Here is a 19,244-nt window from a genome sequence, read left to right on the forward strand (position 1 = left end):
GTGCCGGCCCTGCCCCGCGCCTGCGGTCCGAGGGTCAGGGCTCGGCCGACACCAGCTTGGGCACCGCGCCGAGCAGTTCGCGGGTGTAGTCGTGCCGGGGCAGGAAGAACACCTCATCCACGTGCCCCTCCTCCACGACCCGCCCGCCGCGCATGACCAGTACCCGGTCGGCGACGTGGTGGACCACCCCGAGGTCGTGGGAGATGAAGATCAGCGCGGTCCCGTCGGCGGCCTGGATCTCCGCGAGCAGGTCGAGCACCTGGGCCTGGATCGACACGTCCAGCGCGGAGACCGGCTCGTCGCAGACGAGCACGTCGGGGCGGGTGGCGAGGGCTCTCGCGATGGCCACCCGCTGGCGCTGGCCTCCGGACAGGCGCCGGGGGTGCCGGTCGGCGATGTCCGCCGGGAGGCCGACCCGGTTCAGCAGTTCGGTCACCCGGTCGAAGAGGGCCTCTCGCGAGGAGCCGTGCCGGAAAGGAACGCCGCGCGAAGGTCTGTTCTCGGTCGGAACGCCGCGCGCTGAGCCGTTCCGGGAAGAGCGACCGCGAGGAAAGCCGTCCCCGGAAGAGACACCGGGCGAGGAACCGTTCCGGAAAGGAACGGCGCGCGAGGGGCCGCGTTCGAGGAAGGCGCCGCGCAGGGGTTCCGCGACCAGGCGGCCGACCGTGTAGCGGGGGTCGAAGGAGTCGAGCGGGTTCTGGGAGATCACCTGGATGCGGGACCTGCGGGAACGCCTGGCGCGCTCGCGGATCCCCGACCAGGGCTCGCCGCCCAGCCGGACCTCCCCCGAGGCGGGTTCGAGCAGTCCGAGGACGAGCCGGGCGACCGTGGTCTTGCCCGACCCCGACTCCCCCACGATGCCGAGCGTCTCACCGGGATAGACCTCGAAGGAGACGTCGTCGACCACCGTGCGCGAGCCGTACCCGGCCGAGAGCCCGGAGACCGCCAGGATCGGCGCGGCGTGGTCGACGGTCCGCTCCGGCAGCGGGGTGCGCAACGCGATTCCCCCGGCGGCGATGGCCGACAGGCGGGTGCCTCGCGAGACCGCGGAGGGGACGGCGGCGAGCAGCAGCCTGGTGTAGTCGTGGCGGGGCTCGGACAGCACGCGTCCCGTCGCCCCCTCCTCGACGATCACGCCGTCCTTCATCACCAGTACGCGGTCGGCGACGGCGGAGACCACGGCGAGGTCGTGGCTGATCATGAGCAGCGCGGTGCCCTCGGCCTTGCGGGCGGCGAGCAGTCGCAGGATCTGGGCCTGCACGGTGACGTCGAGCGCGGTCGTCGGCTCGTCGGCGATGATCAACGGCGGGCTCGCGGCGATCGCGGAGGCGATCAGGGCGCGCTGGCGCAGCCCTCCGGACAGCTGGTGGGCGTACTGCCGGGCCCGCACCTCGGGTTCGGGGACCCCGACCGCCTCCAGCAGTTCGATCACCCTTGCCTTCCGGGCGGTGCGGGGGACGACGTCGTGGGTGGTGAGCACCTCGGCGATCTCGTCGCCGACGGTACGGAGCGGGTCGAGCGAGGTGAGCGCGTCCTGGAGCACGAGCCCCGCGAACCGGCCGCGCAGCCGTCGCCAGTCGCGGGCGCCGAAGCGGAGCGCGTCCCCGCCGTTCACCACGAACCGGGAGGCGGTGACCTCGGCGCCGGGTCCGGCCAGCCCGACCAGGGTCCTCGCCGTGACGCTCTTGCCCGAGCCGGACTCCCCGACGATCGCCACGCACTCGCCCGCCTCGATCGAGAGGCTCACCCCCCGTACGGCCTGTACTCCGGCCTTGGGGAAGCCGGCCCGCAGGTCCTCGACGTCGATGAGGCTCATCGGTTTCTCCCCTCGAAACGGCGCTGCAGGCGGCGCCCGACGAGCGTCAGGCTGATGACGGTTCCGGTGACGGCGAGGCCGGGGAAGAGCACGCTCCACCAGGCGACGCGCAGGTAGTCGCGGGCCTCGGACAGCATCGAGCCCCACTCCGGGCTGGGCGGCTGCGGGCCCATGCCGAGGAAGCTGAGCCCCGAGGTGGCGATGATGGCGGTGCCCATGCCGATCGTGGCGAGCACCGGCAGGGGGCCGAGCACGTTGGGCAGTACGTGGCGGGCGACCAGTATCGGTCTGGCCAGGCCGAAGGTGACCGCCTGTTCGACGTAGCCGGAGCGGCGCACCACGAACGTCTGGGCGCGGATCACCCGGGCGTAGTTGGGGATCTGCGCGATGCCGATCGCGAGGATCACGTTGCCGGTGCCGGGGCCGGTGATCGCGATGACCAGCAGGGCGAGCAGCAGTTCTGGGAAGGTCGCCACGACGTCGAACAGGCGGCTGAGCAGTTCGTCGACGTAGCGGGGGGACAGTCCCGCCAGGACGCCCAGCAGGGTTCCGGCCCCCGCGGCGAGCAGTACGGCGGCGGCGCCGATGCTCAGCGAGTGTCCCGCGCCGTGGACGACGCGCGACAGCACGTCGCGGCCGAGGTGGTCGGTGCCGAACCAGTGCTCGGCGCTCGGCCCGGCGAGCGCGTGCAGCGGGTCGGCGGCGAGCGGGTCGACGCCGGTGAGCAGGCTCGGCGCCACGGCGGCGACGGCGGCGACCGCCAGGAACAGCAGCGGTGCGACCGGCGGCGCGCTGAGGCCGTACCCGCGCCTGGCCGGCGCCGGGGCGGCGGTCGCGACACCCGGGACCTCCGTGACCGTCGTCATCGGCTCCTCCTCGGGTGGTACGGCGAGGGCGCCTCCCGCGGCGGGGCCACCGTCGGCTCCTGCCTCGGCAAAATCGTCGGTGGAATCGGCGGTGGAACCGTCACCGGCTCTTCGCGCGACGGGGTCGTCATCGGCTCCTCCTCAGGCGGGGGTCGATCGCGAGGTAGGCGAGGTCGACGATCGTGCTGACCGTCACGTAGGCGAGGGCGGATATCAGCACGACCGCCATCACCAGCGGCATGTCCTTGCTGTTCACCGCGCCGACGGTAACCTGGCCGAGCCCGGGTCGGCCGAACACGGCCTCCACGATGATCGCTCCGCCGAGCAGGAAGCCGACGAACCAGCCGGTGAGGGTGACGGCGGGGAGCAGCGCGTGACGCAGGGCGTGCCGGGCGACGAGCCGCCACTCGGTGATGCCGCGCGAGCGGGCGGTCACCGCGAACGGCTCCTCAAGTGCCCGTTCCAGCCCTTCGCGGAGCACCTGGCCGAGCACCCCCGCGATCGGCAGCCCGAGCGCGAGTCCTGGCAGTACCAGGGAGGCGAGTCCCCTGTCCCCGGAGACGGGGAACCAGCCGAGGGTGAAGGAGAAGACGGCGAGCAGCAGGATGCCGATGAGGAACGGCGGGACCGAGACGGTGACCAGCTCCGACAGTCCGACCAGGCCGCCGAGCCAGGGGCTGCGGCCCGCGGTGGTCAGGGCGAGCAGCAGGGCGAGGACGACCCCGAGGAGGGCTGCGGTGAGCGCGAGCCGGATCGTCGGCCCGATCTGGGAGGCGAGGATGTCGCCGACGCCGCGCTGCAGGATGTAGGAGCGGCCCAGGTCTCCCTGGAGCAGGCGGAGCAGATAGTCGCCGTACTGCTGGAGCGGGGAGCGGTCCAGCCCCCACTCGGCGATGATCTCCGCCCGCCGCTCGGGGGTGTCGATGCCGTCGCCGATGAGCACGTCGATCGTGTCGCCGGGGGCGAGCAGCAGGGCGAGGTAGGCCGCGGTGGCGGCGGCCCAGAGCACGGCGACGCCCGCTCCGAGCCGCCGGCCCACCGGGCCGAGCCACCCGGCGGCGGCCAGCCCCCGCCGCCGGGTGAGTGAAAGGGTGCTCACGTCCCTATCCGGATGTCGTAAGCACTGTTGGGGGTGCCGGAGACCGGCTCGAAGGTGATCCCGGTGACCGAGGCGCTGTAGGCGACCTGGTCGGCGGGAACGTAGAGCGGGAGCAGAATCGCCTCGTCGGTGATCACGGTCTTCTGCACCTTCGCGTAGAGCTCCTTGCGCTTGGCGACGTCGGAGGCGGCCGACGCGCCGGCGAGCAGCTCGTCCAGTTCGGCGCTCCCGAACTTCGTGCGGTTGATCGCGGCGTCCTTCGCCAGGATCAGGTTGAGCGCCGCCCCGGCGTCGGTGTCGCCGCGCGAGTTCTCGAAGATCTCGTACTCGTTGTCCTCGACGGCCTTCTGCGCGGTGCCCTGATCAACGATCTTGACCTGGAAGTCGATCCCGGCGCTCTGCTTGACGGCCGCCTGGACGGCCTGGGCGAGGACGTCGCGGCGGTCGCGGACGAACGGCGCGGCGTTGACGGTGCGCACGGTGAGTCGCTTGCCGTCCTTGACCCGGAAGCCCTCGGCGTCGCGTTCCTTCCAGCCCGCCTCGTCGAGCAGCCGGTTGGCCCGTTCGGGGTTGTTGCCGAAGGTCTTCTCCAGGGAGGGGTCGTAGAACTGCGGGCTGCCCTGGCCGATGACGCTCCAAGCCCGCTTGGCGGTGCCCTGGTAGACGGAGTTGAGCACCGCGTCCACGTCGACGGCGTCGCGGAAGGCCTCGCGGACCCGCTTGTCGTCGAACGGGGGACGGGAGACGTTGAAGTAGTAGGAGAACGCGCTTCCCGAGTTGAGGCTGGTCTCCAGTCTCAGCTCGGGGTCGCTCTTGATGAGGCCGATCTCGGTGGCGGGCACGCCCTCGATCACCTGCACCTGCCCGGAGGTGAGCGCGCCGACCCGTACCGCCGCCTCGGACAGGAAGCGGTAGGTGATCTCGGCCAGGTGCGCCGGTCCCTGGTGGGCGGCGCCGGTGGGCGGCCATTTGTAGTCGGGGTTGCGCTTGTAGTGGACCTCCTGGCCGGGGGTGAACCGGTCGAGGATGAACGGCCCGGTGCCGACCACGTCGACGCCGCCCGCCTTGAGGTCCTTCGCGTTCTTCAGCGACTTCGGGGAGACCTGGCCCGCGTACGGGGAGGAGAGGAAGTCGAGGAACAGTCCGTCGGGGGCCTTGAGCGTGACCTTCAGGGTGTACGGCGCGGTCGCCTCGGCCTTCTCGAAGTTGCGCAGCTGGATGGCGCTGAGCGCGGCGTTGTAGCCGGGTGCGACGAGCTGGTCGAGGTTCGCCTTCACCGAGGCGGCGTCGAACTTCTCGCCGTCGTGGAAGGTGACGTCGTCGCGGAGTTCGAAGGTGTAGGTCAGGCCGTCCTCCGACACCTTCCAGGACGTGGCCAGCCAGGGCAGGAACTCACCGTTCACGCCCCGGGCGATCAGTGCGTCGAACTGGTTGTGGACCAGGAGGCGGGCCTTGTTCTGGCCCCACTGGTGCGGGTTGAAGGTGATCGGCTGTGTCTCCACCGCCCACACGAGCGACCCGCCGTCGCCACTGCCGCCACCGCCGTCCGCACCGGCCTTCGCGCTCGGGGCCCCGCTCTCGGCTCCGCACGCCGCGAGCGCCAGCACTCCGGCGAGCGTCAGGGCGCCCCATCGCAACTTCACGTTCTTCTCCTTGCGCTTCTGTACGACGTGCTTCTGTATGGCGTGCTTCTCTGCGACGTGCTTCCGCACGGCGTTCTGTACGGCGTTGTTCTGTACGGCGTGTTGTGCGGCGTTGTTCGGTACGGCGCGTCCGGCCGGCTCGACGACACGCCGGGTATGGCGATCGGGGCGGTTCACGCGACGTGCCGTCTGATCTGGGTTCCGGCGGCCTCGGAGAGCACGATCCGGGCGAGGGCGTCGGCGTGGCGGAAGAGCGGGGCGTTGAGGCGGGGCCTGGCGAAGCCGGCGGTGGCCCTGCCGCCCACGACCCAGGGGCCGAGGGCGAACCTGCGGGGGTGCGGGCTGCCTGACCTGTCGAGCAGGCGGCGGTCCGCGGTCCGCACGTTCACCAGGCCCGACTCCTCGTCGAGCTCGCCCCGGTCGCGGAGCGCGCCGATGAGCGGGTCGACGGCCCGGCTCACGCTGGGCGCGGGCAGCCGGGCCTCGACGAGTGTGCCGGCCGCGACGCCACCGGGCACGGTGGGGCTCTGTGCCCGCCAGCGTCCTTCATGGTGGTCGACCTTGAGGTTCGCGCCGAGGAAGGTGACCACCCCGGCCCTGGCGAGGGCGCGCATCTCCTCCAGCCGGGATCCCGGCGGACCGCTCGCGACGTAGCTGAAGAAGCCGCCGAACCACGGGTCGGAGATGCCCAGCTCGGCGAGGACGCCGTAGACGGAGAGCAGTCCGAGGATCATGGCGTGGTCGGCGCTGTGCGCGGGGTCGGAGCGCCGTTCCAGGTCGACGGCGAGATAGCCGTGCATCCACTTCTGCAGGCCCGCGTGGTCGCCGAACCGGATGCCGTCCAGCGGCCGGTCGAGCCGGTCGAAGTCGAGCCGGTCCGGGTGCCGGGGCACGGCCTGGCGGATCAGCTTGCGCATCCCGAGGCTGCGCCACTCCTCGGCCGCGAAGCCCTCCTCGAACTCCTCCCAGCCCAGCTTGACCCGCTTGGGGTGGGCGGTGATGAGCTCGTGGTAGTACGCGAAGGCCAGCTCCTTGGCGACGAGCGGCCACACGTCCCTGCGGAAGTCCCACGGCCCCTCGCCCAGCGCCTCGCGGGTGAGGAAGCGCGGCACCGGCGGGCGGGCGCCCTTGAAGGGGTAACCGGTCTTGGAGTGGTACGGCACCCCGCGCCGCGAACCCACGTGCAGGAGGGGCTCTCGCCCGCTGGGCAGGTAGACGAGCTCCCCGTCGTACTCGCGGACGAACCGGCCGCCCCGGCCCGAGGTGAGCAGCACCATCAGGTCGACGAAGGCGAGCCCCATCCCCCGTACGATCACCGGCTCCCTCGCGGGGACGCCGTCCAGGTCGAGGTCCGCCGCGTAGCCGGTGGGCAGGTAGCGCAGCCCCGTACGTGTGGCGAGGCGGGCCAGCGTGCCCTCCTCGCTCGTCGGGGTCACGTCGCCGTGTCCCTGGGCGAGGATCACCGCGTCGACCTCGATCGTCCCGCCGTTCTCCAGCCTCACCGCCTGGCCGCCGGGGACGTCGGCGAGGTCGACGGCGCGGGTGGCGTGCACGTGCACCCGGACGCCCCGCGGCGCGGTCGCCACCGCGTGGCGGAAGACGTGGGAGAGGTAGCCGCTCTGCGCGGGGCGGGTGGCGAACCTGCCGGGGTCTCCGCCGAGCCATTCGGCCAGCGTGGGTCCCGGGCGGATCGGTCCCTCGCACCGCACCGACTCGTCGGTGAAGAGGGTCACGTCGGCCGCGGTGGAGTTCATCCAGAGCAGGTCCGGCTGGTCGCGCCGCCAGACGCGCCCGCCGCCCGGCGGGTGGGGGTCGATCACGTGGACGTCCAGCGACGGCCAGCCGAGCAGGTCGGCGGCGTTGGCGCAGATCCGCTCCACCAGGCAGGTGCCCGTCGGTCCCGCGCCGACGACCGCGATCGAGGCGCTCATACGGCGGCTCTGCGGTGCGGCTCGTCCCAGTCGGCGTACAGCGGCTCGACCGGGACACGCCAGGTGTCGGTCTCGCCGCGGAAGGGGGAGATGACGGTGAAGTCGGTGTTCTCGCGGAATGCGGGGTGGGCGTACAGGTCCCTGGCGTAGGCCCACAGGTTGGTGAAGGCGGTCAGCGGGCGCTCGCTGATCCTGGCCGCCGGGTTGTCGCTCAGGTCGAAGCGGAGCAGGGTCGGCCAGAGCCGTACGTCCGCCTCGGTGATCCCCGAGCCGAACAGGTACCTGCGGTCGGCCAGCCGGTCGTCCAGCTCGTCCAGGAAGGCGATCACCTCTGCGCGCGCCTCGGTGTACGCGGTCTCGGTGGTGGCCGACGCCACGCGGCCCGCCGCCGTGTTGACGATCTCGTAGATCCTCGTGTTGAGCTCGTCGATCTCCGGCCTGAGCTCCTCGGGGTAGAGGTCGGCCTCTGGGTCGCCGCCGAACCGGGTGGCGAGGTCGATCGTGATGTCGGGGAAGTTGTTGCTGACGATGCGGCCGCTCGTCCTGTCCCACAGGACCGGTACGGAGACGTGCCCGTCGAAGCCGGGCTCGGTCGCCTCGTACGCCTGCCGCAGGGTGGTGAAGCCGTTGACCGGGTCGGCCCCGCGCCGCTCGCGGAAGGCCCACCCGCGCCCGTCGCGCTCGTCGTCGACGTAGGAGAGCGAGACCACGTCCTGGAGTCCCCTGAGGGAGCGCACGATGGCGGCGCGCTGAGCGTACGGACAGACGGCCGCGACGTAGAGGTGGTAGCGCCCCGGCTCGGCGGGGAAGGCGGTTGTGCCGATCCGCCCCTGGAAGGGGTAGCGCAGGCCGGACCTGCCACCCGGCCGGTAGTGGCCGTGGGTGTCGAGGTCGACGGGGCTCGCGTGGTTCAGTGTGCTGCTCTTCGGCATCTGGCGCTCCCGGACATGTCGTGGTGACCCCGGTGAAGGGGTCCGCGCTTGCGGCACGCCCACCGTGCCGCCTGGTCTCCCCCGGGGGCACCCCGCCGCGGTGCGAGGGTTGCCGGTCAGTCAGCCGGGGCTTCGCACTGACACTCTTAACCTATTTAGAAGGTAGGAAATACATAGATCTCTGTCAAGCCTTAATGTCGGGGAATGTCCTATGAGAGCGTGAACGTGGTCTACCGCAAGTACGACGGGTCACTGCACTGGCACCACCGCGGCCTGCTGCTCGGCGAGGACGAGCACGGGGTGTGGACGGGCTGCGTGGCCGACTCCAGCGGCCACAAGGGCGACGGCCCCGCGGTCGCCTGGCCGCATCCGTTCGTGATGCTCTTCCCCCGCGACGCCTGGTGGACGGCCGCGTTCAACACGGCACCGCACAAGCACGAGATCTACTGCGACATCTCCACGGTGCCGCGGTGGAGCGACGGTCAGGTCACCATGATCGACCTCGACCTCGACGTGATCAGGGTCCGCGGGAACCTGCTGAAGGGCCGCCGGAGCCGGGTCTTCCTGGACGACGAGGACGAGTTCGAGGAGCACCGGATCAGGTACGCCTACCCGCCCGACGTGGTCGAGAGCGCCCGCGCCTCGGCCGCCTGGCTGATGGAGGCGGTCACCACCCGCACCGCCCCCTTCGGGGACGCGCCGCACTGGCTCACCCTGGTCAGCTGAGCGCGTCCCCTCCGGCCACCTCAGCGGGCGCGGTCGCGGAACAACCTGCCGGACAGCAGCGCCGAGACCAGCAGGAAACCGCCGCACCAGGCCAGCGCCTTCCACGGGTCGCTCCCCACGGGCCTGTCGAGCAGCAGGCCGCGCACGGACTCGATGATCGGCGTGGCCGGCTGGTTCTCCGCGAACCCGTGCAGCCACGTGGGCATGGTGTGGACCGGGACGAAGGCGCTGCTCGGGTAGGGCAGGAACATCACCGCGAAGGTGAAGCCGCCCGCGGCCTCCGGCGTCCTGGCCAGCAGGCCGACCACGGCGGAGACCGCGGAGACGGCCAGGACGAACACCACCAGGATGCCCGCCGCCGCGGCCCAGCCCGCCAGGTCCGCGTCCGCCCGGAAGCCGAGCAGGAAGGCGACGACGAACACGATGACGAGCGAGGTGAGGTTGCGCACGGTACTGGCGGCCACGTGCCCGCCCAGGAACGCCCCTCCGCCGACGTCCATCGACCTGAACCTGTCGACGATCCCCCGGCTCATGTCCTGGCTGACGGCGACCGCGGTCAGGGAGGCGCCGTAGGAGGCGCACATGACGAGGACGCCGGGGACGGCGTAGGTGACGTAGTCGGTGCCGGTCTGGATCGCGCCGCCGAACAGGTAGACGAACATCAGCATGATCATGACGGGCAACAGGAACGAGGTGATCAGCGCGTCGAGGTTGCGCAGCGACAGGCGGACGGCGCGGCCGGTCATGACCGGCCAGGCGACGAGCTCAGACACCGGCCCTCCTCCCCTCGCACCCGACGACGGGGCAGGACACTCGCCGCTCCTCGCTTGTCGAGACGTCCGTCGCCGTGAGGTCAGACACCGGCCCGCTCCCTGTCCGTCGGATTGTCCGTCAGGTTGTCCGTCAGGGCGAGGAACGCGTCGTCGAGCGTGGCGCCTCGCACGGTGAACCTCTCGACCGCGGAACGCCCGGGATCCACCTCGTCCAGCAGGGCGCGGATCTGCGCGGCGCTCCCGTCGGTGGCCGCCTCGACGGTGAGCCTGGCGGGATCGGCGTGCACGGCCCGCGCCCCGAGCAGGCGCGTCACCTCGGCGAACGAGCCGGCGTCGGCCAGGACGAGGTTCAGCCGCCAGGCGGCGACCCTCGCCTTGAGCTCGTCGGCGGTGCCCTCCGCCACCACCCGTCCGCCGTCGAGCAGCGCGATCCTGTCGGCGAGGCTGTCGGCCTCCTCCAGGTACTGGGTGGTGAGGAAGACCGTCGTCCCCGAGTCGGCGAGGCGGGTGATCACCTCCCACATCGCCTGCCTGCTCCGCACGTCGAGCCCGGTCGTCGGCTCGTCGAGAAAGATCACCGATGGTGCGCCGACGAGCCCGGCGGCCAGGTCCAGGCGTCGCCACATACCACCCGAGTACGTGCCGACCCGCCGCTTTCCCGCCTCGACCAGGTCGAACCGCTCCAGGAGCTCGGCCGCCCTGCGGCGGGCCCCCGCGCGTGACAGGCCGGACAGGCGGCCCATCATCCGGAGGTTCTCCTCGCCGGTCAGCAACTCGTCGACCGCCGCGTGCTGGCCGGTCAGGCTGATGGCGCGGCGCACCCGGCGGCGGTCGCGGACGACGTCGAACCCGGCGACCGTGGCCCGTCCCCCGTCCGGCCCGACCAGCGTCGCCAGGGTGCGTACGGTCGTCGTCTTGCCCGCCCCGTTGGAACCGAGCAGGGCGTACACGCTCCCCCTGGCGACGCGCAGGTCGACGCCCTTCAGGACGGCGACCCTGCCGTAGGACTTGGTGAGGCCGACCGCCTCTATCGCTGCTTCCACTACCCCTCCTGTGTATGGCGTACGCTCTACTGTTTATGACATACACGATATTGCGTAAGGTATACACTCGCAGAAAAGGACGGTCAAGCCCGGGAGCGCGATGGAAGTGCCGGAGAGCGTGGAGATCGCCTGGGGCCTGCGCGAGCGGCCCGGCAAGGGCCCCAAACGCAGCCTGAGCCTGGAGCACATCGTGGAGGCCGCCCTGCGGGTGGGCTCCGCGGAAGGGCTCGCCGCGGTCTCGATGAGCAAGATCGCCGCCGAGCTCGACGTCTCCACGATGGCGCTCTACCGCTACGTCTTGTCCAAGGGCGACCTGCTCATGCTCATCACGGACGCGGTGCTCGGCCCGCCTCCCCCGCTCCCCGAGCCGGGCGACGACTGGCGTCAGGGCGTCCACCGATGGGGCGCCGCCATGCGCGTCGCCCTGCAGCGGCACCCCTGGTCATTGCGCATCCCCATCACCGGGCCGGGGATCATGCCCAACCACGTCGCCTGGCTGGAGGCCGGGCTGCGCTGCCTGCGCGGCACCGGACTGGACGCGGACACGAAGCTCGCGGCGCTGCTGCTGGTCAACGGCTTCGTCAGGACCGAGGTGGCGCTCCTCGCCGACCTCCAGGACGCCCACCGCACCTCCCAGGTCACCGACGAGGAGGCGCTGTCCGGCTACGGCAGGTCACTCGCCAGGCTCACCGACGCCCAGCGCTTCCCCGAGATCCACGAGCTTCTCGAAGCCCGGGTCTTCGACAAGCCGGGCGGTGAGGACGACGAGTTCACCTTCGGCATGGAACGCATCCTCGACGGCCTCGCGGTGCTCGTCACCGAAAAGCCACCCACCTGATCGTCGGCGACCGCACACCGCCCACGCCGTGACCGACACCCCGCGCCCTCCGAGGCCGCCCACGTCACGCCCCCGTGCGCGCCGGAAACCCGGTGACGTTCCTGCCCGGTGAGCCGAATGCCGCCGGACACGCCACCGGGGCCCACGAGGCTGCCGGGCTACAGCGGCGGGAAGTCAGGGGCGCGGCGTTCGACGAAGCTGGCGACGCCCTCGACGAAGTCCGGCCTGGCGAAGGACTCGGCCATCAGGCGCTTCGCGGCCGACTCCGACGCCTCCAGGCTCTGCTGCCAGTCACCCCAGACCTGACGCTTGATCACCGCCATCGAGGCCGGGGAGCTGTGCGTCGCGAGCTCGCGGGCGTAGGCCAGCGTCTCCTCCATCAGCCTCTCCCCCGGCACCGACCGGCCGGCCAGGCCCAGCTCGTACGCCTCGGCGCCGGTGAAGGTGCGGCCGGAAAGCAGCAGGTCCATCGCCCTCGCCTGACCGGCCAGGCGGGGCAGGATCCACGACATGCCGTACTCGGCGATGAGGCCGCGCCGGGCGAAGGCGGTGGTCCACTTCGCCTCGGCGGCCGTGAAGACCAGGTCGCAGAGCAGGGCGTGGACCATGCCGAGCCCGGCGCAGGCGCCGTTGACGGCGGCGATCACCGGTTTGCGGATCGTGGTCGGGAAGGTGGTGGGACGCGGGTCGGGCCGCCCCGCGTAGGAGCCGTCCTGGAGGGCGGTGAGCGTCTGGAAGTCCGCACCGGCGCAGAATCCCCGCCCCGCGCCGGTGACCACGATCACCCGGACCTCGGGGTTCTTCTCGGCCTCGGCCAGCTGGTCGAAGTAGCGGCGGCCCATCTCGTCGGTCCAGGCGTTGAGCCGGTCCGGGCGGTTGAGGGTCAGCGTCAGCACGCCCCGCTCGATCGACGACAGCACCGGATCGACCATTGCGCATCCCCCTCGACAGCCCGCCGGGGACTCCCCGCCCGGAGAGTCACAGAATATCGTTCTACACCTTCTCCCTCTCCGGCGTCAGCATGTGCGAGCGGACCAGATCCTCGACCGTCGCGCGCAGGCCGAGGAAGGAGGAGGTGCGCTTGACGGTGAGCGCCCGGTAGGCGGGCAGGTCGATCGGCACCTCGGCGGCGACCCTGCCGGGACCGCAGGCGAAGACGAGCACCCGCTGGGCGAGCAGGACGGCCTCCTCCACGTCGTGGGTGACCATCAGCACGGTCGTGCCCGTGTCGCGCCACACCTGGCGCAGGAAGAGTTGCATGTCCTCCTTGGTCTGTACGTCCAGCGCCCCGAACGGCTCGTCGAGCAGCAGCACGGCCGGCTCGCACGCGAGTGCCCTCGCGATCGCCACCCGCTGGCGCTGCCCGCCGGACAGCTGCCGGGGCAGCGCGCCCGCCAGGGACGACAGTCCCACCTCGCCGAGATACCAGCGGACCCGCCGCTCCCGGTCCGCCCTGGAGATCGGCAGCAGTCGCAACCCGAAGGCCACGTTCTCCGCGACGGTGAGGAAGGGGAACAGCGCGCCCGACTGGAAGACCAGCCCGCGCTCGGGACCGGGACCGGTGACGGGCGCTCCGGCGAGCGAGACGGATCCCGCGCTCGCCGGGGTGAGCCCGGCGATCAGAGAAAGCAGCGTCGACTTGCCAGAGCCGCTCGCCCCGACCACGCACACGAACTCGCCCGGCTCCATCGACAGGTCGATGCCGTCCAGGACGCGCGTGGCGCCGTAGTCCTTGGCCACGCCGCGCAGTACGAGGGTCATGCCGTCCACCTCCCGAAGCGGTCGCCCAGGACTCGTGACTCCGGCCTCACGCCACCCACCTCCCGAGACGATCGCGCAGCAGGCGCAGCGCGACGTCGATCAGCAGGCCGACGATCCCGATCACGACGAGCACCGCGAAGATCTTGTCGGTCTGCAGGAACCGCTGTGCCCTCACGATCCGGTAGCCGAGCCCCGACTCGGCGGCGATGAGCTCGGCCACCACCACGAAGTTCCACGCGGCGGCGGCGTTGATCCGCGCCGCGTCCACGACCGCCGGGAGCGCGTACGGCCAGGTCACCTTCCTGAGGATCTCGCCGCGCCTGGCACCGAGGGTCGCCGCGGCCTGGCCCAGCTCACCGGGCACCCGCCGTACGGCGTCGGCGACCATCAGCGTGTTGAAGAACACCACGCCCAGCACGAGAATCGCGATCTTGGAGGGTTCGCCGAGGCCGAGCCAGATGATGAGCAGGGGGATGAACGCGGCGGCCGGCATGTATCGGAGCAGGCCGACGGCCGGTTCCAGCAGGGCCAGCGCCACGGCCGAGGTGCCCATCGCGACGCCCAGCGGCACCGAGATCAGCACCGCCAGCCCGAAACCGGTCCCGACCCTGCCGAGACTGGCGAGGGTGTCGTCGAGCAGCTGCCCGCTGCCCAGCATCTCCGCGAACGCCTCCAGGACGGCCAGCGGGGAGGGCAGGAAGGTGGGGTCGACCAGCCCCGCCGTGCTGACGGCCGCCCAGAGGGCGAGCGGGACGAGCACGGAGGCCGCCCGCAGGCCCCAGCGGGCCCGGAGAGACGGACCTCCCGCTCCGGAGCGGTTCTTGCCGATGGAGGCGCCGGAGCCGGGAGGGCGTCTTCTCAGCCGTCCGGGGCGGTCCGAGCGCCGGGGCAGCGGCTCCCAGGCCCGCCGTTCCTCGTCGGGGGGCGCGGCGGCGGGCTCGGCGGTCCGCGCGCTCATGAGGGCCTCGACCTTCCGGGTGGCGAGCAGGGCGAACTGGACCCGCCCCGGCCACAGCCGGTCGTCACCCGGCGTTGTCTCCATGTCGGTGCTCCCGCTCTGCCGGCTTCCACCGCTCTCACCGCTCTGACAACCCTCACTGCTCTCACGGTTCTCACGGCTTGAGACTTCTGACGAATTTCGGTTCGAACAGGCCGTCCAGCGACGGCTCGGTGTCGGCCAGGCCCGAGTCGACGAGGAACTTCGCGATCAGGGACGCCTGGTTGTCGAGGTGGTCGCCGGTGTCGCCGGGTTCGAAGGCGGCGAGGTTGTCCTCCAGGGAGAAGATCGTGGTCCCCGCGTCGTAGCTCGTGTAGTCGGCCTCGCTCACCCCCGCCCGCTTGGCCATGATCGCGGTGGCGTCGGCCCTGTTGGCGGCGATCCACTCCAGGGTCTCGAACCAGGTCTTCACCAGTGCCTGCACCTCCTGCGGCCGTTCGGCGACGAGCGAGGCGGCCACCACCAGGTGGTCGGGGATGGCGCCGGGGAAGTCCTTGGAGGTGGCGATGGCCGTGGAACCCGGCAGTTCCAGCGCGGTGGTGGTGAAAGGGGCGAAGACCCCGACCGCGTCCACCTGGCCGGCCTTGAAGGCCGCGGCGGCGGCATCGGTCGGCAGCGGCTTGAAGGTGACGTCCTTCTCGGTGAGCCCCGCCTTCCGCAGCGCGAGCAGCAGCAGGTAGTGGTCGACCGTTCCCTGCTCGGCCGCGACGGTCTTGCCCTTCAGGTCGGCCACCGTCGAGATGCCGGACCTGGCGATGATCTGGTCGTTGCCGGTGGAGTTGTCGTTGACCAGCACGATCGTCTGCTTCGCCCCGCCGGACACCGAGGCGATGGTGTCGTTGAGCGTCTGACTGTTGGCGTCGACGTTGCCGGTGGCGAGCGCCGTCAGGCTGTCGGTGTAGCTGTCGAAGTACTTCAGTTCGACGTCGAGGCCGTTCTTGGCGAACAGCCCCTTCTCCTGGGCGACCTGCCAGGGGAACCAGCCGGGCCAGGCGGAGAAGCCCAGTGTGAGGGTCTTCTCGCCGCCGGAGGCGGCGGGCTCGGCGGCACCGCCCGGGGTGGAGGCGCACGCCGCGCAGGCGGCGAGGAGGAAGAGAGAGACGAGCAGGCGAAGCGAGAACGGAGCGCGGGACGAACGAAACGCCCCGAGCGACCCGGTCCGGCCGGGCGGCCTGGACGAAACAGGCCGACGGAGGGTGAGAGGCGGGCGGCGGAGCATCAGGAGGCTCCCTTCCTCGTGGGCAGGTGCCCGGAACGGACCAGGCAGCCGAGGGTGTCGCAGATGACGCGGGTGGCGATCAACGAGGTGATCTCCGCGTTGTCGTAGGGCGGCGAGCACTCCACGACCTCGATCCCGGCGAGCGGCGCCGCGTCGGCGATGATCTGGATGAATTTCAGGACCTCGCGCGGCAGGAAGCCGCCGGGTTCCGGCCAGCCGGTGCCGGGGACGAACGCGGCGTCCAGGCAGTCGACGTCGAAGGAGAGCCACACGGCCTCGGCGTCCTTCCAGGCGACCTCCAGCGCGCGCTCGGCCGCCGCCTCGATGCCCATGTCCACGCAGTCGGTGACCGTCATGATCGTGGTGCCGCGCTCGCGGCCGACCTTCACCCCCGGCCGGGGCGCCTGCCAGCCGCCGATGCCGATCTGCACCAGGTTCTGCGGCGGCACGTTGGGGATGTCGGTCGCGTGGAACCACGGCGTGGTGTGCATGCGCTCGTCGAGGTCGGTCTCCTGGGTGTCCACGTGCCGGTCGAAGTGGATGATCCCGAGGTTTCCCGAGAGGTGCTCGGCCACGCCGCGCACGGTCGGGTACCCGATGGAGTGGTCGCCGCCCAGGACGACGGGGAAGGCCCCGCTGGAGTAGACGTGCGAGACGGCCTTGGAGATCTGGTCGAAGGTCTTCTCGATGTTGCCGGGGATGGTGAACACGTCCCCGAGATCGGCCATCGTGATCGACTCGCGCAGGTCCACTCCCAGCTCGAAGCTGTAGGGGCCGTACAGGGCGGAGATCTTCCTGATGCCCTGCGGTCCGAAGCGGGTGCCCGAGCGGTAGGTGGTGCCGCCGTCGAACGGCGCCCCCAGGATCGCCACGTCGTACTCCCCGCAGCGCCGCACGTCCTCGACGTACGGGGCCTTGAGGAAGGTGTTGATCCCGGCGAAGTGCGGGAGTTCTCCCCGGGAGAAGGTCGGGATGCGCCGGTCGACGATGGAGTCGGCGCCCTGCAGGCCCACCTCCAGGGCCCAGGCGACCTCGCGTTCCCAGTTGGTGGTGGGCAGTTCGGCCTCGCGGTCGACGGCGAAGCGGGCCTCGGGGCCGTACCTGTCGGGTGCCGAGGGTGCCGAGGGTGCCGAGGGTGCCGCGGACGAGGGGCCCTGGCGGGCGGGGTCGGAAGCGGACGGGTGCCAGTGCATGGAGCTCCGATCAGCTCGGAACCCGGCCGGAGGGCAGCCGGGGTCGGCCGGCCTCCCGGGCTTTTGTCCCGCCGTGGAACGGCCACGCGGCCGCCTGCACCTCTCGGACCAGTCCCGCGCCGACGCCGTACGGCCTCACGGTCGTGACATCCGGCGTCGGCGGCGGCGGAACCCTAGGTGCGCCCCACCATGAGGTGGGTCACTGCAAGTGCATCGCCGGTACGTTTCCCCCGGATTAACCCCCCGTTGCAGTCCGGTGACCGAGTGCACGCTCCAGGGAGTCCGGGTGGTGGACGAAGTTCGGTGACAGCTGCCGGTCCTCGTAGTAGCGGTGGAAGACCGGGGTGGCCGAGGCCGAGATGGGGGGCACGATCCAGGACCAGTCTGCTGGGCAGACCCGTCCTTCCTTCTCCTCGCGTTCCAGATGCATCAGGAAATGTCTGGACTCGGTGTGGTGGTCGGTCATCGTCACCCCGGCCCGTTCGAAGGAGTGCAGGACCGCCACGTTCAGCTCCACCAGCGCGTAGTCCCGCCAGAGCGAGCGGTCGCTCTCGACATCCAGGCCCATCCGCCGGGCGATGACCGGCATCAGGTCGTAGCGGTCGGCGTCGGCCAGGTTGCGGGCGCCGATCTCGGTCCCCATGTACCAGCCGTTGAACGGGGCCGCCCGGTAACAGATCCCGCCGATCTCCAGGCACATGTTCGAGATGACCGGCACGGCGTGCCAGCGCAGTCCCAGCTGCTCGAACCACGGGTAGGCGGGGTGTGAGAGCGCGACCTCCAGCACGGCGTCGCCGGGGATCGTGGACAGCAGCGGAGGCCCGTCCCCCATCGAGATCGCCAGCGGGAGGACGTCGAAGGGACTTCCCGGCCCCCCTGCCCAGCCCAGCTCGCGCAGCATCGCGGTGAAATCGGTGTAGCGGGGATCACCGACGACCGAACCGTCCTTCATCGCGTATCCGGCGTAGCGGATGAGCTGCTCGTTCCAGATCCTCGGCCCCGGAGCCCCCGGCCGATCGGGAGGGAACACCGTGATCGTCGGGCGGATCCTGCGGTTCGGCGCCGCGTCCCGCAGGTGGTTCACGCACTCGACGGCGACCCCCTCGGCCGTGGTGACGTGTCGCCGGTCGCGCACCCGCAGCGAGCGCCAGTACAGGCGCCCGATGCACCTGCCGCTGTTGCGCCAGGCCACCCTGGCGCCGAAGATCAGCTCGCCGGCAGTGTGCGTGTACGTTCCGGTCCCGGCGATCTCCTGCCGGACCTCACGCAGGCGTTCCCGCAGGGTTCCCGCCCCGGGGTTCTCGGCGTGGAAAAGCCTGAGGTAATCCTCGGCCGCCGCCACGTCGACCGGGGGCACCTCGGGAACGCCCCTGGAAACACCGTCGGGAACACCGTCGGGAACACCGCCGGAAATGCCCACGGGCCCGAGTACACCGGGGACGTCGCGCATCGAATCCGGCGTACTCCGCCGGGACCTTCGCCAGGTCAGCACAGAAAAACCACCCATTGTGGCTCACGGGCACGGCGACCGTTCCGGGCGGCGCGGTGCCCTCGACGCGGCGGCCCTTCCCCGCTGCGATCGCTGTTGTCCGCGGCAGCCGCGCACCGGTCCGCCCGCCAAGATCATGGCGGCGCCGGGCGTGGCGTTCCCTATTTTCTGGGATTCACAGTGGTTTGTCCGGCGAACTGGAACGCGGGAGGCTGACTGAATCAGGACAGAAGACGGCAAAGGCCCCGGAAGCTGGGCTTCCGGGGCCTTTCAACTGGCTCCCGCGATAGGACTCGAACCTATAACCTGCCGGTTAACAGCCGGCTGCTCTGCCGATTGAGCTACACGGGATTGCGCTTCGCGCTGGTCGGACCGGGTGTCCCCCGTTCCTTGCGGCGCAGGAATAGATTAGCGCACTCCGTGGGTGTGTGTCGCATCGATACTCCGGGGTAGGGGCGAGACGAGGCGATCCGCGAGTGATCACAGGACAGGGTCCGCGGAACATGTTTGTGGAGGTGGACATGCGTTATCGACTGATGCTCGGAGTGGGATTCGCGGTCGGCTACATCCTGGGGAGCCGCGCCGGCCGGGAACGTTACGAGCAGATCAAGCGACTGGCCCAGCGCGTCTCCGACAACCCCGCCGTGCAGGAGACGGCCGGCCTGATGGGCGCCAAGGTCTCCCAGGCGACGGATGTGGCGAGGGCCAAGGTGAGCGACGTGGCCAAGAACCGGCTGCCGTTCCTGCGCTCGGCCAACGGCTGGCACAGCGACCGGCACGACGACACGGGCACCGGCTGGCCGGAGAACCAGAAGACCAACGCACCCTACTGATCTTCCTGCCGCCGCTCCGTCGGCGGCCACGGGCCGAGCACGGCCCGTCGGTGCGAAGGGCCCCTACGGGGGCCTTTCGCGTGTC

Annotated in this window: 17 protein-coding genes, 1 tRNA gene and 1 riboswitch; of the genes, 3 read left to right on the forward strand and 15 right to left on the reverse strand. The window is 71.1% G+C overall.

Annotated features, from left to right (window positions below; translation table 11 throughout):
- Window positions 1–34: 34 nt before the first annotated feature.
- From AB0B90_RS03480 to AB0B90_RS03505, 6 genes are all read right to left on the reverse strand, one after another.
- Window positions 35–1,816 carry an ABC transporter ATP-binding protein gene (locus AB0B90_RS03480; protein WP_362920570.1) on the reverse strand — a complete coding sequence of 594 codons (1,782 nt, stop codon included), beginning with the start codon at window positions 1,814–1,816 and terminating at the stop codon, window positions 35–37.
- Complete coding sequence (locus AB0B90_RS03485; protein WP_350944434.1) at window positions 1,813–2,682, reverse strand: ABC transporter permease; 870 nt, start codon at window positions 2,680–2,682, stop codon at window positions 1,813–1,815. The genes AB0B90_RS03480 and AB0B90_RS03485 overlap by 4 nt, the downstream gene beginning before the upstream one ends.
- 127 nt (window positions 2,683–2,809) lie before the next feature.
- Complete coding sequence (locus AB0B90_RS03490) at window positions 2,810–3,781, reverse strand: ABC transporter permease (protein ID WP_362920573.1); 972 nt, start codon at window positions 3,779–3,781, stop codon at window positions 2,810–2,812.
- Window positions 3,778–5,601 carry an ABC transporter substrate-binding protein gene (locus tag AB0B90_RS03495; protein ID WP_362920575.1) on the reverse strand — a complete coding sequence of 608 codons (1,824 nt, stop codon included), beginning with the start codon at window positions 5,599–5,601 and terminating at the stop codon, window positions 3,778–3,780. Before AB0B90_RS03495 ends, AB0B90_RS03490 begins: the two co-directional genes overlap by 4 nt.
- A complete protein-coding gene (locus AB0B90_RS03500; RefSeq protein ID WP_350944438.1) occupies window positions 5,598–7,355 on the reverse strand; it encodes an FAD/NAD(P)-binding protein in 1,758 nt (585 codons plus the stop codon). The genes AB0B90_RS03495 and AB0B90_RS03500 overlap by 4 nt, the downstream gene beginning before the upstream one ends.
- Window positions 7,352–8,287 (reverse strand): glutathione S-transferase C-terminal domain-containing protein, encoded by a 936-nt coding sequence (locus AB0B90_RS03505; RefSeq protein ID WP_362920578.1) that lies wholly within the window; start codon window positions 8,285–8,287, stop codon window positions 7,352–7,354. Before AB0B90_RS03505 ends, AB0B90_RS03500 begins: the two co-directional genes overlap by 4 nt.
- Before the next feature lie 39 nt (window positions 8,288–8,326).
- Window positions 8,327–8,439, reverse strand: a riboswitch (SAM riboswitch).
- A 52-nt stretch (window positions 8,440–8,491) separates the two neighbouring features.
- Here AB0B90_RS03505 and AB0B90_RS03510 point away from each other — a divergent pair.
- A complete protein-coding gene (locus AB0B90_RS03510; RefSeq protein ID WP_350944440.1) occupies window positions 8,492–9,013 on the forward strand; it encodes a DUF402 domain-containing protein in 522 nt (173 codons plus the stop codon).
- A gap of 20 nt (window positions 9,014–9,033) precedes the next feature.
- Here AB0B90_RS03510 and AB0B90_RS03515 read toward each other — a convergent pair whose 3' ends face one another.
- Window positions 9,034–9,786, reverse strand: a complete 753-nt coding sequence (locus tag AB0B90_RS03515; protein ID WP_350944442.1) for an ABC transporter permease — start codon at window positions 9,784–9,786, stop codon at window positions 9,034–9,036.
- An 80-nt stretch (window positions 9,787–9,866) separates the two neighbouring features.
- On the reverse strand, window positions 9,867–10,829 hold the full coding sequence (locus AB0B90_RS03520; RefSeq protein ID WP_362920580.1) for an ATP-binding cassette domain-containing protein: 963 nt from the start codon (window positions 10,827–10,829) through the stop codon (window positions 9,867–9,869).
- Between the two features lie 100 nt (window positions 10,830–10,929).
- Between AB0B90_RS03520 and AB0B90_RS03525 the strand changes: the two genes are divergently transcribed.
- Window positions 10,930–11,667 (forward strand): TetR/AcrR family transcriptional regulator, encoded by a 738-nt coding sequence (locus tag AB0B90_RS03525; protein ID WP_362920582.1) that lies wholly within the window; start codon window positions 10,930–10,932, stop codon window positions 11,665–11,667.
- A gap of 158 nt (window positions 11,668–11,825) precedes the next feature.
- Here the strand turns inward: AB0B90_RS03525 and AB0B90_RS03530 are convergent, their stop codons facing one another.
- The 7 genes from AB0B90_RS03530 to AB0B90_RS03560 form a co-directional block, all read right to left on the reverse strand.
- On the reverse strand, window positions 11,826–12,599 hold the full coding sequence (locus AB0B90_RS03530) for an enoyl-CoA hydratase-related protein (RefSeq protein WP_362920584.1): 774 nt from the start codon (window positions 12,597–12,599) through the stop codon (window positions 11,826–11,828).
- A 61-nt stretch (window positions 12,600–12,660) separates the two neighbouring features.
- A complete protein-coding gene (locus AB0B90_RS03535) occupies window positions 12,661–13,428 on the reverse strand; it encodes an ABC transporter ATP-binding protein (protein WP_350944465.1) in 768 nt (255 codons plus the stop codon).
- Between the two features lie 46 nt (window positions 13,429–13,474).
- Complete coding sequence (locus AB0B90_RS03540; RefSeq protein ID WP_350944466.1) at window positions 13,475–14,470, reverse strand: ABC transporter permease; 996 nt, start codon at window positions 14,468–14,470, stop codon at window positions 13,475–13,477.
- Window positions 14,471–14,540: 70 nt separating this feature from the next.
- Entirely contained in the window at window positions 14,541–15,644 is a 1,104-nt protein-coding gene (locus AB0B90_RS03545) for an ABC transporter substrate-binding protein (protein WP_350944467.1), read from the reverse strand.
- Entirely contained in the window at window positions 15,644–16,837 is a 1,194-nt protein-coding gene (locus AB0B90_RS03550) for an agmatinase family protein (protein ID WP_362920587.1), read from the reverse strand. Before AB0B90_RS03550 ends, AB0B90_RS03545 begins: the two co-directional genes overlap by 1 nt.
- 235 nt (window positions 16,838–17,072) lie before the next feature.
- On the reverse strand, window positions 17,073–18,257 hold the full coding sequence (locus AB0B90_RS03555) for a nitric oxide synthase oxygenase (RefSeq protein ID WP_362920589.1): 1,185 nt from the start codon (window positions 18,255–18,257) through the stop codon (window positions 17,073–17,075).
- 344 nt (window positions 18,258–18,601) lie between these two features.
- Window positions 18,602–18,677 (reverse strand) — tRNA-Asn (locus AB0B90_RS03560).
- Window positions 18,678–18,847: 170 nt separating this feature from the next.
- Here AB0B90_RS03560 and AB0B90_RS03565 point away from each other — a divergent pair.
- A complete protein-coding gene (locus AB0B90_RS03565) occupies window positions 18,848–19,159 on the forward strand; it encodes a YtxH domain-containing protein (RefSeq protein ID WP_350944470.1) in 312 nt (103 codons plus the stop codon).
- The last annotated feature ends 85 nt before the right edge of the window (window positions 19,160–19,244 follow it).

It is taken from the genome of Streptosporangium sp. NPDC049078, from assembly GCF_040648855.1.
Taxonomy (GTDB): domain Bacteria; phylum Actinomycetota; class Actinomycetes; order Streptosporangiales; family Streptosporangiaceae; genus Streptosporangium.